This window comes from Oceanibaculum sp., from assembly GCF_022449305.1.
Lineage (GTDB): Bacteria > Pseudomonadota > Alphaproteobacteria > Oceanibaculales > Oceanibaculaceae > Oceanibaculum > Oceanibaculum indicum.
In genome coordinates, this window is sequence record NZ_JAKUSO010000003.1 from 53,787 (window position 1) to 67,786 (window position 14,000).

Annotated in this window: 14 protein-coding genes; 2 read left to right on the forward strand and 12 right to left on the reverse strand. The window is 66.5% G+C overall.

Features of this window, described 5'->3' with window-relative positions; genetic code table 11:
• From MK313_RS01765 to MK313_RS01805, 9 genes are all read right to left on the reverse strand, one after another.
• Positions 1 to 894 (reverse strand): DMT family transporter, encoded by an 894-nt coding sequence (locus MK313_RS01765; protein ID WP_287779897.1) that lies wholly within the window; start codon positions 892 to 894, stop codon positions 1 to 3.
• A 36-nt stretch (positions 895 to 930) separates the two neighbouring features.
• Positions 931 to 2,859: a polysaccharide biosynthesis protein gene (locus MK313_RS01770; protein ID WP_287779898.1), complete on the reverse strand. Its 1,929-nt coding sequence runs from the start codon at positions 2,857 to 2,859 to the stop codon at positions 931 to 933.
• A gap of 81 nt (positions 2,860 to 2,940) precedes the next feature.
• Complete coding sequence (locus tag MK313_RS01775; RefSeq protein WP_287779899.1) at positions 2,941 to 3,873, reverse strand: NAD-dependent epimerase/dehydratase family protein; 933 nt, start codon at positions 3,871 to 3,873, stop codon at positions 2,941 to 2,943.
• A gap of 3 nt (positions 3,874 to 3,876) precedes the next feature.
• On the reverse strand, positions 3,877 to 4,890 hold the full coding sequence (locus MK313_RS01780) for an MraY family glycosyltransferase (protein ID WP_287779900.1): 1,014 nt from the start codon (positions 4,888 to 4,890) through the stop codon (positions 3,877 to 3,879).
• Between the two features lie 18 nt (positions 4,891 to 4,908).
• Positions 4,909 to 6,603: a heparinase II/III domain-containing protein gene (locus tag MK313_RS01785; protein ID WP_287779901.1), complete on the reverse strand. Its 1,695-nt coding sequence runs from the start codon at positions 6,601 to 6,603 to the stop codon at positions 4,909 to 4,911.
• 2 nt (positions 6,604 to 6,605) lie between these two features.
• The gene (rpe, locus tag MK313_RS01790) at positions 6,606 to 7,268 is read right to left on the reverse strand and encodes a ribulose-phosphate 3-epimerase (protein ID WP_287779902.1); all 663 of its coding nucleotides are present in this window, start codon (positions 7,266 to 7,268) and stop codon (positions 6,606 to 6,608) included.
• A gap of 18 nt (positions 7,269 to 7,286) precedes the next feature.
• Positions 7,287 to 8,579, reverse strand: coding sequence for an RsmB/NOP family class I SAM-dependent RNA methyltransferase (locus MK313_RS01795; protein WP_287779903.1), 1,293 nt, complete (start codon positions 8,577 to 8,579; stop codon positions 7,287 to 7,289).
• Positions 8,580 to 8,587: 8 nt separating this feature from the next.
• Positions 8,588 to 9,178, reverse strand: coding sequence for an NUDIX hydrolase (locus MK313_RS01800; protein ID WP_121221245.1), 591 nt, complete (start codon positions 9,176 to 9,178; stop codon positions 8,588 to 8,590).
• A 133-nt stretch (positions 9,179 to 9,311) separates the two neighbouring features.
• Positions 9,312 to 9,581 (reverse strand): hypothetical protein, encoded by a 270-nt coding sequence (locus MK313_RS01805; RefSeq protein ID WP_147431084.1) that lies wholly within the window; start codon positions 9,579 to 9,581, stop codon positions 9,312 to 9,314.
• Between the two features lie 239 nt (positions 9,582 to 9,820).
• Here MK313_RS01805 and MK313_RS01810 point away from each other — a divergent pair, with 239 nt between their 5' ends.
• On the forward strand, positions 9,821 to 10,426 hold the full coding sequence (locus MK313_RS01810) for an SCO family protein (protein ID WP_287779904.1): 606 nt from the start codon (positions 9,821 to 9,823) through the stop codon (positions 10,424 to 10,426).
• Between the two features lie 89 nt (positions 10,427 to 10,515).
• On the forward strand, positions 10,516 to 11,448 hold the full coding sequence (locus MK313_RS01815) for a dihydrodipicolinate synthase family protein (protein ID WP_008945545.1): 933 nt from the start codon (positions 10,516 to 10,518) through the stop codon (positions 11,446 to 11,448).
• A 71-nt stretch (positions 11,449 to 11,519) separates the two neighbouring features.
• On the opposite strand, the gene MK313_RS01820 is transcribed toward MK313_RS01815, so the two are convergent.
• The 3 genes from MK313_RS01820 to MK313_RS01830 all read right to left on the reverse strand — a co-directional run bounded on the left by MK313_RS01820 (position 11,520) and on the right by MK313_RS01830 (position 13,962).
• Entirely contained in the window at positions 11,520 to 12,071 is a 552-nt protein-coding gene (locus MK313_RS01820; RefSeq protein WP_287779905.1) for an SRPBCC family protein, read from the reverse strand.
• Positions 12,072 to 12,142: 71 nt separating this feature from the next.
• Positions 12,143 to 13,036 carry a DMT family transporter gene (locus tag MK313_RS01825; protein WP_287779906.1) on the reverse strand — a complete coding sequence of 298 codons (894 nt, stop codon included), beginning with the start codon at positions 13,034 to 13,036 and terminating at the stop codon, positions 12,143 to 12,145.
• Entirely contained in the window at positions 13,033 to 13,962 is a 930-nt protein-coding gene (locus tag MK313_RS01830) for a bifunctional helix-turn-helix transcriptional regulator/GNAT family N-acetyltransferase (RefSeq protein ID WP_287779907.1), read from the reverse strand. Before MK313_RS01830 ends, MK313_RS01825 begins: the two co-directional genes overlap by 4 nt.
• Positions 13,963 to 14,000: the final 38 nt, after the last annotated feature.

Sequence of the window (14,000 nt, forward strand, 5' to 3'; positions counted from 1 at the left end):
TCAATCCTGCGCTGTGTCTTTCTGCTTAAGGCGCGATTCGCGGATACCGATATAGGTCGCGGCGCCGAAAATCATCGCGCCGCCGACATAGGTCCAGGCATCCGGGATTTCCGCGAACAGCAGATAGCCCAGCGCCGTTGTCCAGATCAGCTTGGCGAAATCCACCGGCAGCACGGTGGAGGCATCGGCCTCATGCAGCGCCTGGTTCATGCAGGTCTGTGCGATGGTGCCCAGGAAGGCGATCAGCCCGAGCGCCGCATATTGATCCAGCGTCGGCCATTGCCAGAAGGGGATGGCGGCGACCAGCGTCATCGGCGCCATGAAGATCGCCATATAGGCGGTGATGGCGACGCTGGATTCGGTGGCCGACAGCTTCTTGATGCACAACAGCGCCAGCGCCCACATGGCGGAAGAGAAAAGCACCAGCATCGAGCCGGTGTCGATCTCGACGAGGCCTGGCCGCAGGATCACCAGCGTGCCGGCGAAGCCGACGATCATCGCCATCCAGCGCCGCATCCGCACCACCTCACCCAGGATCAGCGCGGCGCCCAGCGTGGCGAATAGCGGCGCGGAAAAGCCCAGTGCCGTCACCTGCACCAGTGGGGTGATCGACAAGGCGAAGAAGAAGCTGAGCATCGCCACCGTGTTCAGCGCGCCGCGCAGGGCGTAGAGCCCCAGCCGCTGGGTGCGCAACACGCTGAAGCCGACCCGTTGCAGCACCGGCAGCAGCAGGATCAGCATGAAGAAATTGCGGAAGAAGGCGATCTCGAACGGATGCAGCCCGGTCGAGGCGTGACGGATCGCGGCATGCATCGAGGCAAAGGCGGCTGTCGCCGCCAGCATCAGCAGAAGGCCCTTCAGGGCCGGCGGCAGACGATGATAGGCGTTCAGCAAGGCGAGGCCCCTTCACGGCTCCGATGAATGGGCCGGTTATTCTCCGGGTTCGACCTTGCGCAGGGCAAGCTGTTCGCCCTGATATTCCGGCACCAGCCGGCGCACCAGGGCCAGGGTCTGATCGGTGCGGCGGGTGCGCGCCGCCTCATTGAGTTCGTCCAGAGCGCGATTGAGCAGCGCATGGTCGGCGGTGCGTGGCGTGGCGATCTGCAGGCCGTTCAGGCTGGTCGGCAGCAGCGCCTCCTGGCCGTGAAACAGCTCCTCATGTAGCTTCTCGCCGGGGCGCGGACCGGTATAGACGATATCGATATCGACACCCGGCGTCAGGCCGGCCAGCCGGATCATCTGCTGCGCCAGGTCGAGGATGCGGATCGGCTCGCCCATGTCGAGCACGACAATGGCGCCGCCCTCCTCGACATGCGGGTCAGTTAGGGTGCAGGCCTGCAGCACCAGTTCCACCGCCTCGCGCACGGTGAGGAAATAGCGCTTCATCTCCGGGTCGGTCACGGTCAGCGGCCCACCGCGCGCCAGCTGGCGCTGGAACAGCGGTACGACTGAACCGGTGGAGCCCAGCACATTGCCGAACCGCACGGTGGTGAAGCGGGTGCGCGGCCCGCCGGCACGGCGGCGCTCCAGAATGTCCAGCGACTGGCAATAGGCTTCGGCCAGCCGCTTGGTGGCGCCCATCATGCTGGCCGGGTTGATTGCCTTGTCGGTGGAGATCAGCACCATGGTCGGCACGCCGGATTCGACGCAGGCATCAGCGATGTTGCGGGTGCCGATGACGTTGGTCAGCACGCCCTCGTTCGGGTTCGATTCGACCATCGGCACATGCTTCAGCGCGGCAGCATGAAACACCACATCCGGCCGCTCGCGGGCAAAGACGTCCGAGACCCGGGTGCGGTCGCGCACATCGCCCAGAATCGCCACGCGGGACAGGTCGGGATGGCGCTCCGAAACTTCGAGATCGATCTCGTAGAGCTGGAACTCCGAATTATCCATCAGGGTGAGGCGCGCCGGCCCCAGATCGCTGATCTGACGCACCAGCTCGCCGCCGATGGTGCCGCCAGCACCGGTCACCAGCACCCGCCGGCCGGCGATCAGCGCGCTCACCGCATCGCGGTTCAGCACAGTCTGCGGCCGGCCGAGCAGATCCTCGACATCAATCGGCTTGATTTCGATTTCGGTATCGAAACGGCCTTCCAGATTGGTCAGCCGTGGCAGGCGCGACAGCTTGATGCCCAGCTTGTCGCCAATCGCCAGCAGCTCGCGGACATCGGTGCCCTCGACGCGCTTGGGCGTGATGATCATGCGTTCTGGACGCTGGCCGCGCCGGTCCAGTTCCTCGACGATGCGGGGCAGGTCCTCGAAGGTGCCCATCACCGCGATCTCGCGGATTTTGCGGCCGACCCGGCCCGCCTTGTGGTCGATGGCGCCGACCACCCGGTAAGGGGCAGGGCGCAGGCGGCTCATCTCGCGGATGAACAGGTCCGCCTCGTCGCCAGCACCGACCAGCAGGACCGGAACGCGGCGCTGGCTGTCACTTTCCAGAAGGCCCAGCAGGGCATGGTCCTTCAGCACCCGGTACAGCAGGCGCGGCCCCGACAGCAGGGCGGTCATCACGAACAGGTTGATGATGACCAGCGACCGGGGAATATCCTCCAGGCGGGTGATCAGGAACAGGGCGGCCAGGAAGATCAGGTTGGTCAGCAACACCGCGCGCAGAATCTGCACGGCGTCGCCGACCGAGGCATAGCGCCAGATGCTGCGGTCCAGCCGCACCGTCGCCAGCACGGCAATCGCGGTCGCCATGAAGACGCCGAAGGCTAGCAGGACGGTCCGGCGGTCCAGCGTCACCACCGCATCGCCGAACCGCAGATACAGCGACAGCAGAAAGGACACCGCCGCCATGACGATGTCGTGCAGGTAGGTGACAATAATCCGCTGTACTTGGCGGTTCGTCACTGCCGTGCCCCGATTTGCATGACGGGCGAGACCCTCAGCTGTCAATCCAGAACCGAAACTAGCACGCTCTCGGATGGTATCCTACAAGCCGTTCAGAGTGTTGGCTTGCACGGTCCGGAGGAGGGCCTGCTCCATGTCAAACGGGTGACACCAGGACAGGGTTGCCGAAAACCGTGACGCATCGACCGAAAAACTGCCGACCAGCCTTCGGCCGGCCTCCGGTCCGAGGGCCAGCCGCAGCAGCCCGGCGGGGCCGGGGACCAGCAGTGGCCGCCGTCCGGCGGAGATGCGTAGCCGTCCGATCAGCTGCGCCAGCGATAGTTCCTCCGCATCATTCAGGAGGAACCGCTGGCCGCCGGAGACCGGATGGGTTTCCAGACAACGCCTTATGGCGTCTACCATATTACCGACATAAAGCATCGCCCGCCGATTGTCGATACTGGCGACGGGCAGCGGCAGTGGAATCAGCGCCAGTCGAAGCAGCCGGGCGAAATTGCCGCCGGCACCGGGTCCATAGACCAGCGGCGGGCGCAGGATGGTGGCGCCAGGCAGGGCCGCCAGAACCGCCTCCTCCGCCTCCAGCTTGTAGCGCGCATAGGGCGTGGCCGGGGCTGGCATGTCGCTGTCGTCGAAGGACCGGCCGGGCGGCGTCTCCTCGCCCATCACCTTGGCGCTGCTGACCTGCACGAAACGCCCGATGCCGGCGTCCGAGGCGGTACGGGCCAGGGCTATAGCGCCCTCGACGGTGATGCGCCGCAGGCTGGGTTCGTCCAGTCCGCTCTGGTCAGCGGGCGAGGCAAGATGGATGACCGCATCGATGCCTTCCAGCGCCGGGCGCCAGTCCGTTGCCGGTCCAATATCGCCGACGATGACAGGCTCCATGCCCTCTGGGAGCGGTGTGGATGCGGGAGTGGGCCGTCGCAGCGCCGCACGGACGCGATGGCCATGTGCCAGCAGATGCTGGCTGAGCGCCCGCCCGAGATAGCCGCCGGCGCCGGTGACGAGAATATGCATGGACTAGCGGCTGCCCTTCGGTTGCGCGCGGGCCATCCAGGCCAGCAGCCCGGCAGTGACCAGCAGCGCTCCGGCCAGCGCCGGCGCCTCATGGCCATGGGTGGCCAGTGCGGACAGGACAATCAGCAGGCTATTGCCGATGGCGACACGCAGGCTGACAGCGGCATGGCTGAAACCGCGCCGGACCGCCTGCTGGTAGAAATGCTCGCGGTGGCCATGCCAGAATTTCTCGCCGCGCAGGATACGGCGGACCAGCGTGATGCTGGCATCGGCGAGGTAATAGGCCGGCAGGATCAGCGCCGCCGCCCACTGCCCGCCGGCCGCCGCGGCCAGCAGCAGGAAACCCAGCAGGAAGCCCAGCGGCACGCTGCCGACATCGCCCAGGAACAGCCGCGCCGGGTGCCAGTTGAACCACAGGAAGCCGGCTGCTGCTGCTGCCAGCATCAGCAGCGGCGGCTGCCAGTCGGCGAGGGCAGTGGTCAGCGGTGCCAGCAGGGCGAGGCCAAGCGCCAGCGCCACCGTTTGCACGCCGGCCAGCCCGTCGATCCCGTCCATGAAGTTGAACAGGTTCACGAACCACAGCCACAGCAGAAGCGTGGCCAGCATATCCAGCCAGCCGGGCAGCAGACCCTGAAAGACCGGGCCGATATCGGCCAGCGCCAGCATGCCCAGCAGGACCGCGAGAAACTGCGCCAACAGGCGGGTGGTAGCCTTCAGGTCGAACAGATCGTCGAGGAAGGAAACGGCGGCCAGCCCAGCCGCCGCCGCCAGCAGCAGCGCCATGACCGGCAGCAGCGCCGGCATGGTCAGCGCATAGGCGATCCAGCCGATGGCCAGCGCCGCCAGGACGGCGATGCCGCCACCGCGCGGCACCGCGACGTTGTGGCTGGACCGCCGGTTCGGATGGTCGAGCACGGCATGGCGCAGCAGCAGGCCCAGCACGGCGCGCGTCGCCATTGCCGCCAGCAGCAGCACCCCGAGCGGGGCTGCCATCGACCAGACCCAGCCTGCGGCCATTCCTTCGCGCCTTTCTTCTCAGTCCTGTTCCGGCGGCGTCTTGTCTGGTGCGCGCTTTTCCTCGCGCCGCAACGCCCATTTCACAGTCGTTCCGCTACCGGAAAGAGTGCCGGACAGCACGATCTGCTGGTTGCGCTTCATCTCGCCGCGCTGGCCGAGATAGACGCTGTCCGCCAGCTCCATCGCCGCACCAGCGCTGCGTAGCCGCCAGCCCTGCCCGCCGGGCAGGCGCAGCAGCACGAAGGCCCCGTTCTGGCTGAGCGAGGCCTTCACCTTCGGGTGCAGATGGAAGCGGATGGCGAAGCGTTCGCCGCCGCTGCCCGTCAGCATGTCCTCGCCGCGCACATCGGCGCCATCGGCTGAGAGGAACAGCCGGCGCTGGTGGGTCAGCATCAGCCGCTCCGCATAGCCGTCATGGCTGGCGTCGATCAGCTGGTCGCCATCCTGTTCCTGGCGCTGGGCGGTAACGTGCTCCGGTCCCCGGGCCAGTGTGCCATCCTCCAGGATTTCGGCGGAATTCACGTCGCCCACGATCAGCGTGGAATGGGCGGCGGTGGCGCGTTGCGCCCGGTTCCAGTCGGGCCGGCCAGAAGCGGCGCCGCAATTCACGATCAGCCGCTCCTTGCCGACGCTCATCTCGAAGGACAGGGTGCCGGCATGGGCGCAGCCATCCAGGGCACCGGGCCGGCCGGCATCGACGATCAGCAGCGTGCGGGCGGCGGATAGCCGGTGGAAACCCGACGCCCCGGGGTCGTTCTGGGGACGGATCTTCGCTTCCGATTGCGCCAGGACGGCGTCGATCAGCAGCGTATCCTCCTCATTGCTGTCGTTGAATAGGGCCAGCCCGCCATCGCCGTGGCGCAGGGCCCGCAGCATCGCCGCCATACGCTCGATGGCGGCCTCGACGGCGTCTGGAACGTTGCTGCCGCTGGCGCGCAGGCAGGCGCGGATATCGATCAGGTCACGCAGCACAGCGAGGTGGCGCGACGGGCTGCGTGAGGCGTGGCAGCCATCGGCCAGGATCTGCACCGACAGCCGCTCCGACAGCAGCCGCTTGCCCAGTGCCAGCCAGGCCTTTTCCTCGGGCAGGGCGGTGCCGGCGTAAACCAGACCCTTGGCGGCCTGTACCAAGCCAGTGCCATCGCCTACCGTCGTCGCAACCCGGCCGAGATGGCGGGCCTGCCGGAACAGGCTGTCCAGGAAGCGGGCGCGGAACTCGTCGTCGGCGCTGGCGCAGAAGAAATCGTGATGGCTGATCCAGTTGGCGATGCGCTCGCCCAGAATGTCGGCTTCCCAGGCGAAGCTGTCCCAGTCGTCGTAACGGTCGGTCCAGTCCGCCACCAGCTCACGCGCGCGGCGCCTCGCCATGTCACCACCGACCTGGCGCAGGTCGCGCAGCCAGGCGAAGCCGTTCAGGGCGGCCTGCCAGTCACCGGTGGCGTTCTCCGGCACCCAGGCGTCGGGATCGCGGGGGTCCGCCGACAGCAGCACCACATGGCCGAGCAGCGAGAAGCGGCCCTCCAGGATCATCCGGCCATGGTCGGAATTGCCGGGCCAGCTATCGGAGGGGACGGCGGCAATACGGTCGGGCACGCGGCCGGCGAGCATGTAGCGGTAGAGCGGCGTGCCGTAGGCGAAGGTCCTGACTGTCCGCCAGAGACCGCCCGGCCTGCCGCCTTGATGCCCGCCGCTGCTCTCGCGCGTGCCGCTCAACCCTATTTGCCCCTCAAGGTCTGGATGTTGGTGGCATAGGCGGCGGTGCCGCCGGCGAAAGTGGCGGTGCCGGCCACCAGCACATCGGCGCCGGCGGCAATCACCTGCGGCGCGGTGCGGGCATTGACCCCGCCATCGACCTCAAGCTCGATTACTCGGCCACTGTCGTCGATCATCCGGCGCAGCCGCGCAATCTTGCCAAGCTGGCTGTCGATGAAGCTTTGCCCGCCGAAACCGGGATTGACGCTCATCACCAGGATCAGGTCAATGTCGCCCATCAGATATTCGACCGCCTCGACCGGCGTTGCCGGGTTCAGCACGATGCCGGCCTTCTTGCCCAGCGACTTGATCAGCTGGACCGTGCGGTGCGGGTGCGGGCCAGCCTCCGGGTGGAAGCTGATGATGTCAGCGCCGGCCTCGGCAAAGGCTTCGATGAAGGAATCGACCGGCGAGATCATCAGATGCACGTCGAAGGGCAGCGGGCTGTGCGGGCGCAGCGCCTTCACCACCAGCGGGCCGATGGTGAGGTTCGGCACGAAATGCCCGTCCATCACATCGACATGCACATAGTCGGCGCCAGCCTCCGTCAGCGCGCGCACTTCCTCACCCAGGCGGGCGAAATCGGCCGACAGGATGGAGGGGGCAATCTTCACGGGTCGAGACATGCTGCGTTCCTTATCCCTTTAACCAAGACGCCGCAAGCGCGCGGCATAGAATCCATCAACTCCGCCCTCATCCGCAAGATGGGAGGGCAGGGTGCGCACATCGCCGTCCGGGGTCACGCACTCGGCCCAGCCGCCAATCTCGGCCGGATCGACCGGAACCCGCTCCCACTTGCCCGCAGCGCGACCGAGCAGGGCGGCGATGCGCTCCTCCCCCTCTGCCGGCAGCAGCGAGCAGGTGGCATAGACCATCAGCCCGCCCGGTTTCACAAGCTTGGCGGCATGATCGAGCAGCCGGTCCTGCAGGGCCGCCAGCTTGGTGACATCGGCGGGCGTCTTGCCCAGCGCCACATCGGGATGGCGGCGGATCGTGCCGGTGGCGCTGCACGGCGCGTCCAGCAGCAGCGCGTCGGCGGGTTCATTGGGGGTCCATGCCGTACCATCGGCGGCCTCTGTCGTGGCGGAAAGGCCGAGGCGCTGTAGATTGCGCGACAGCCTTTCCAGCCGTTTCGCAGAACGGTCAATTGCGGTGACCCGGGCGCCGGCGGCGGCCAGCTGCGCCGTCTTGCCGCCGGGCGCGGCGCACAGATCGATCACATCCTTGCCGGCAACATCTCCCAGCAGCCGGGCCGGCAGGGCGGCGGCGGCGTCCTGCACCCACCAGGCGCCTTCCTCATAGCCGGGAAGATCGGCGATGGCGCCGCCGAAGCCACGACGGATGGTGCCGGTCGGCAGCAGGGTGCCTTCCAGCCGTTCGGCCCAGAGTGCGGCATCGGCCTTCACGCTGATGTCGAGCGGCGGCTCGGTCAGGTTGGCGGCGGCGATGGCGCGGGCGGTCGCCTCGCCATAAGCGCCGGCGAGTGCGTGCCACAGCCAGTCCGGCATGTTCAGCCATGCGGCTTCCTGGCTTTCCAGCAGGGCCTTGCCCTCGCGGTCCAGCCGGCGCAGCACCGCGTTCGCCAGCCCCTTGAAGCCGGCATGGCGGGTCTTTGCCAGCAGCGAGACGGCGGAATCGATGGCGGCATGGGCTGGCACATCGAGAAACAGCAATTGCGTGACGCCCAGCCGCAGGGCGTGGCGCACCGGCTGGGCCGAGGCCGGCAGCGGCTTTTCCAGGCAATGCGCGATGAGGGCGTCGGTCTGGCCCAGCCGCTTCAGCGCCGTGCTGGCGATCAGCCGGGCGAAGCCCCGGTCGCGGGCTGACAATCCGTTGCCCGCCGCCTCGTCGAACGCTTCCTCCAGCGGCCGGTTGCGGTCCAGAACGGCGGATAGCGTGGCCAGGGCCACGGCGCGGTCTGCATAGGAACGGGGCATGGCCTGCTTCAGTAATGTCCGGTTTCGCCGGCGGGATTGCCGAAAGGCGGAAAATCGGTCATTCCGCTGGTCTGGCGATGATGGTCGAGCGCCCAGTGCACGCTGGGGAAGGCGATTTCCTGCCAGGGGATCTCCTCCCAGCGGAACAGCGCCACTTCCTGCGATTCCTCACCCGCCGCGACCTCGGGCGACAGCAGCCGGGCGCGGTAGATCAGCTGCACCTGGCTGATGCGGGGAATGTTATAGACCGCCAGCAGCCGGTCGATTTCGATGCGCGCGGTTGCCTCCTCGAAGGCTTCGCGGGCGGCACCGGCTTCCGTCGATTCGTTCAGTTCCAGATAGCCGGCCGGCAGCGTCCAATAGCCGATGCGCGGCGCAATGGCGCGGCGGCACAGCAGGATGCGGTCCTCATGCAGGCACACGGCACCGACCACGATCTTCGGATTGTCGTAATGGATGAAGCCGCAATCGTCGCAGATCAGCCTTGGCCGGTTGTCGCCCTCGGGCACGCGCCGGTTCACAGGCCCCTTGTTGAGGGCGGAATCCAGGGGCGTTTCGCCGGTCCGGGCATCGGGCCTGTCTGAGGGGTCGCGCGACATGCGCCTAGATTTGGCGGGCTTTGCCGGCGGCGGCAAGCAGAAATACCGGCCCTGCGCGCTGGGAGGCTATCGGGAGGCAGGCATGAAAAAGGCCGGCAAAGGCCGGCCCTTGAGGCATGGAGGCAGATTTGGCTCAGACGGTGATGTCGAGCTGGCTGCCGCGGCCTTCCGCATTCGCCTGGCTGGCCTGCTGGGCATTGCGGGCATCGAACAGGCGACCGCCATTGCGCTGCTCGTTCTCGCGGGCGCGCTCATCCTGGCGCTGCCGTTCGACGACCTGACGATTGCTGCTGACCGCCTCCGGTGTCACCTGCACGGGCTCGCCACGAATTTCCGCAGGGCGCGGGGCCGCTACGGTCGTGGTGGGCGTCGGTGCGACAGTCGGGGTAAACGGTTGCAACATTACAAATACTCCTACGCCCATAAGATAGTCCTGATGCGGGGCAAATACAAGGTCCGGCCGGGTTTGCCGGAAAGCCGGATCTGGAATCCCCGGGAACAGGGCATTGTCGGACCCTGCCAACACCCCACATAAAGGCGTGCGACGGCGGGCCGCATGGATTTTGTGGGCCCGCTGCTTCTATAAGAAGAGCTTGCAATTAACCTCCCGGTTCTTTTCCGACCGTTGCGAAAGACTGCCCGATGTCTTCCACCCTTCTGCGCCGCGCCCTGCTGATCTTCATCGCTGGCGCTCTCGTGCTGCTGGTCGCCTTGGCGGGCCGCGTCTACATGATGATGCAGCAGGATGCGCCGCAGGGCACGGCGGCGCTGATCGGCGGGCCGTTCGAGCTGGTCGATCAGGACGGCAAGCCGCGCCGCGACAGCGACTTCCGGGGCCAGTACATGCTGGTGAATTTCGGTTACACCTATTGCCCGGATGTCTGCCCGCTGGGGCTGCAGGTGATGGCGCAGGCCATGGACATGCTGCCGGAAGAAAAGGTGCAGAAGCTGACGCCGATCTTCATCACCGTCGATCCGGCGCGCGATACGGTGGAGCAGATGAAGAACTATGTCGGGTTCTTCCATCCGCGCATGGTCGGCCTTACCGGCACGCCGGAGCAGGTGGCCACCGCCGCCAAGGCTTACCGGGTCTATTACAAGAAGGTGGAGAGCGAGAGCGCCGCCGACTATCTGATGGACCACAGTGCCATCATCTATCTGATGGGTCCGGACGGTAAGTATCTTGCGAATTTCACGCATGAGACTCCGCCGGAACGGATGGCAGAGACCCTAAACAAGATGCTATAAGGCGCGCGGCAGCGCCGCCGCTTGATTCGCGGCGCCTTTCCTTCATAGAGTCGTGAAAGCGCTTACAACATTCTTCAGGAGACCCCGAAATGAGCACCCTGACCGGCCCGGCGGGCGTTGTCGCCGCCAGCCTTACCGCCTTCAAGCCCGATCTTTCCATCGATACGGAGCGCACCCTCGCGCACGCCAAGTGGCTGCTGGCCAATGGCTGTGACGGCGTGCTGATCTTCGGCACCACCGGCGAGGCGAACTCGCTGTCCGTCGCCGAGCGGCTGGAGGTCATCGAGGCGATCGGCAAGTCCGACCTGCCGAAGGACAAGCTGATGATCGGCACCGGCTGCTGCGCCATTCCGGATACGGTCGCCCTGTCGAAGGCCGCTCTCGCGGCGGGCGTGGTGCGCCTGCTGATGCTGCCGCCCTTCTACTACAAGAACCAGTCCGAGGACGGGCTGTATGCCGCCTTCGCCACCGCCATCGACCGGATCAACGATCCGCGGATGAAGATATTCCTGTACCACTTCCCGCAGATGTCGGGCGTGCCGATCCCGGATGCCGTCACCGCGAAGCTGATCAAGAACTACCCCGGCATCGTGGTCGGCATGAAGGACAGCTCCGGCGATTTCGAGCATATGAAGAAGATGCTGACCGAGCATCCCGGCTTCGAGCTGTATTCCGGCACCGAGAAGTATCTGCTGGATGTGCTGCGCCTGGGCTCGCCCGGCACGATTTCGGCCACGGTGAACGTGACCTGCGCACAGGCGGCGAAGGTGTTCGCCAATTGGAAGAGCGCCGATGCCGATGCGCTGCAGGCGGAAATGACCGCGCAGCGCGTCGCCATGGAAAGCGCGCCGGCGGCCAGCGCCATGAAGGAGATGATCGCCCGGCAGACCGGCGATGCCGCTTGGCGTCCGGTGCGTCCGCCCTTCGTCGCGATCTCCGACGAACGCTATGCGGCGCTGGAGGAGAAGCTGGCCCAGACCCAGTTCCGCTTCCCCGGCACCCAGGCCAAGGCTGCCGAGTAAGCTTTCGGCGCATGCAATAAGAAAAGCCCCGCTCGCAAGAGCGGGGCTTTTTCATGTGATGGCAGGTCCGGTCAGGCGGCGCGCGGGGCTTCCCACTCGGCCAGCTTCTTCAGATCGGCAAGGCCGGTCTCGAACGCCCCGCCTACCATCTTCTCGGAATTGCACACGAGGCTGAACGCCTTGCCGGCGAAGTTCATCGGGCCTTCCATCGCCCAGGTGAGCTTTGTCCCGCCCTGTGCCGGCTCCAGCGTGAAGATGACGCGGTTGCTGGCCTTCATCGGACGGCTCATCTCCAGGGCCAGGGCGATATGGCTGTGCGGCACGCTTTCGACGATGCGGATGCTGCCGGTCCCGCATTGCCGGCTGCCGTCCCAGGCGAGGGTCGCGCCAACCCCCTGGTCGGGGCCGGTGAAGACGCGCTTCATGTTCGGGTCCGTACGCTCGAAGGGCGACCAGTCGACGCCGCGCCGTGGGTTGTTCAGGATGGCGAAGACGGTCTCCGGCGGTGCGTCGATCAGCGTCGACCGGGCGATGCGGAAATGGTCCGGCCGCCGCGCCACGACCAGCGCCAGCAGGGCAATAGCTGCCAGAGCGGCAATCGTTACGATCCAGAAAAGAGTCATCTCAGCCTCCAAGTCTTAAAAGTTGATATCAACTTAAAATAAGACTGTCAAAGCCGTAATCTTGCGAACCTCTAGCGATGCGCCATCACGATTCCGGCGACGATGGCGGCAAGCCCGGCCAGCAGCGACAGGGTCAGCGGTTCGTCGAGGAGCAGGACCCCCAGCAACGCCGCCGTCGGCGGGCTGAGCGCCAGGAACACGGCAACGCGGCTGGCCGGGGCGTGACGCAGTGCCCAGAGCCAGAGGAAGAAGAACACGCCGCTGCTGAGCCCGATGAAAAGGACAGCAAGGGCTGCGGTCATATCGATGGCGGTGAGGGGTGTGGTCCCCTGCTCCCACCAGGCCGGCAGCAGCAGCGACAGGATGGCTGCCGCCATCGCCAGCGCCCCGACCCGCACCACCGGATAACGGGCAAGGTAGGGGCGGTACAGCACGGAACATATGGCGCCGGTGACCGCACTGCCCAGCACCGCCAGCGCGCCGAGCCAGTCATTTCCGTCGCCGGTCGGCGCGGCCAGTGTCTCACCCAGCGCCAGCCCGACGCCGATGAGTGTCAGCATCACGCCCAGACCCTTGGCGCCGCTCAGCTTTTCCTGCCCGATCAAGGCGGCCAGCAACAGCGTCAGCAAAGGCATGCTGGCAAAGACCAGGGCGGCGCGGGCGGCGGTGGTGTATTGCAGGCCGATATTCAGCAATGCCACCAGCAGCGCGAACTGGCCTATGCCCAGCAGAACGATGGCCAGCAGGTCGCGGGGCGCAAAGCGTGTCCGTGGCGCCAGCAGGGCAGGGGCCAGCAGGACCGCTAGCCCCAGCGCATAGCGGAGCAGCGTCAGCGTTGCCGGGCCTGTCTGCTCCACCGCATAGCGGCTGGCGACTAGGGTCGCGCCGACTTGGATGCCAGTGCCGGCGGCGGCCAGCCCGGCCAGCCGCGCGGTTCGCCGGTCGATTGCCGGCGCGCCTGTCACAAATCGCGCTCCCAGGTTTCGCCCACCAGATCCTTGCCGAAGCTGTGGTGCGGCTCGGAGGCGACCAGACGGAAGCCAGCTTTCACGTAGATGTGCCGGGCGGCATGCAGCACATCATTGGTCCACAGGATCATCCGGCGATAGCCGGCCTGGCGGGCGAAGCGCAGGCATTCCTCCACCAGCCGGGCGCCGATGCCGAGCCCGCGGGCCTTGGGATCGACGATCACCAGCCGCAGCTTCGCGGTCTCCGTATCCTGCCGGACCACGAACGCCGATCCGACGCGCTCCCCGGCGATCTCGGCCATCCAGCAGCAATCGCCTGCCGGATCAAAGTTGCGCAGGAACGTCGCCGCCACCTCGGCCACCAGAGCCTCGAAGCTGATGTCCCAGCCATATTCCTCGGCATAGAGTTCGGCATGGCGCTGGATCACCCAGCCGATATCGCCCGGCCGATGCGGCCGCAGGAGATAGGCGGGGGGCTGCAGGGCCTCACCGGACAGCAGGGTCTCAGCCGTTTCCAGCGATGACACCAGCCTTTGCCGCGCGGCTTCCGGCAGCGTGTCGAGGAGATCGCCGATCTCGTCATGACTGCGCGCATTGAGCTGAGCGAAGGCGGCCTGCCCCTCCTCGGTCAGGGACAACAACGTGCGGCGGGCATCCTCCGGCGACGGGCGCCGCGCAAGGATGCCCTTATCCTCCAGCCCCTTCAGGACGCGGCTCATATAGCCGGCGTCGAGGCCGAGATCGGCACCAAGATCGCTGGCGGTCAGCGGTGCATGCTGCGCCAGCTCATAGATGATTCGGCCTTCGGTCAGGGAATAGGGACTGCCGAGCAGCCCCTCATGCAGCACGCCGATACGCCGGGTATAGAAGCGGCTGAAGCGGCGGATCGCCGCGATGCGCTGTTCACGAATAGTCTCTTCCATGCCCGACCCTCCTGATCAGAAGGATCGAGCATGATTTA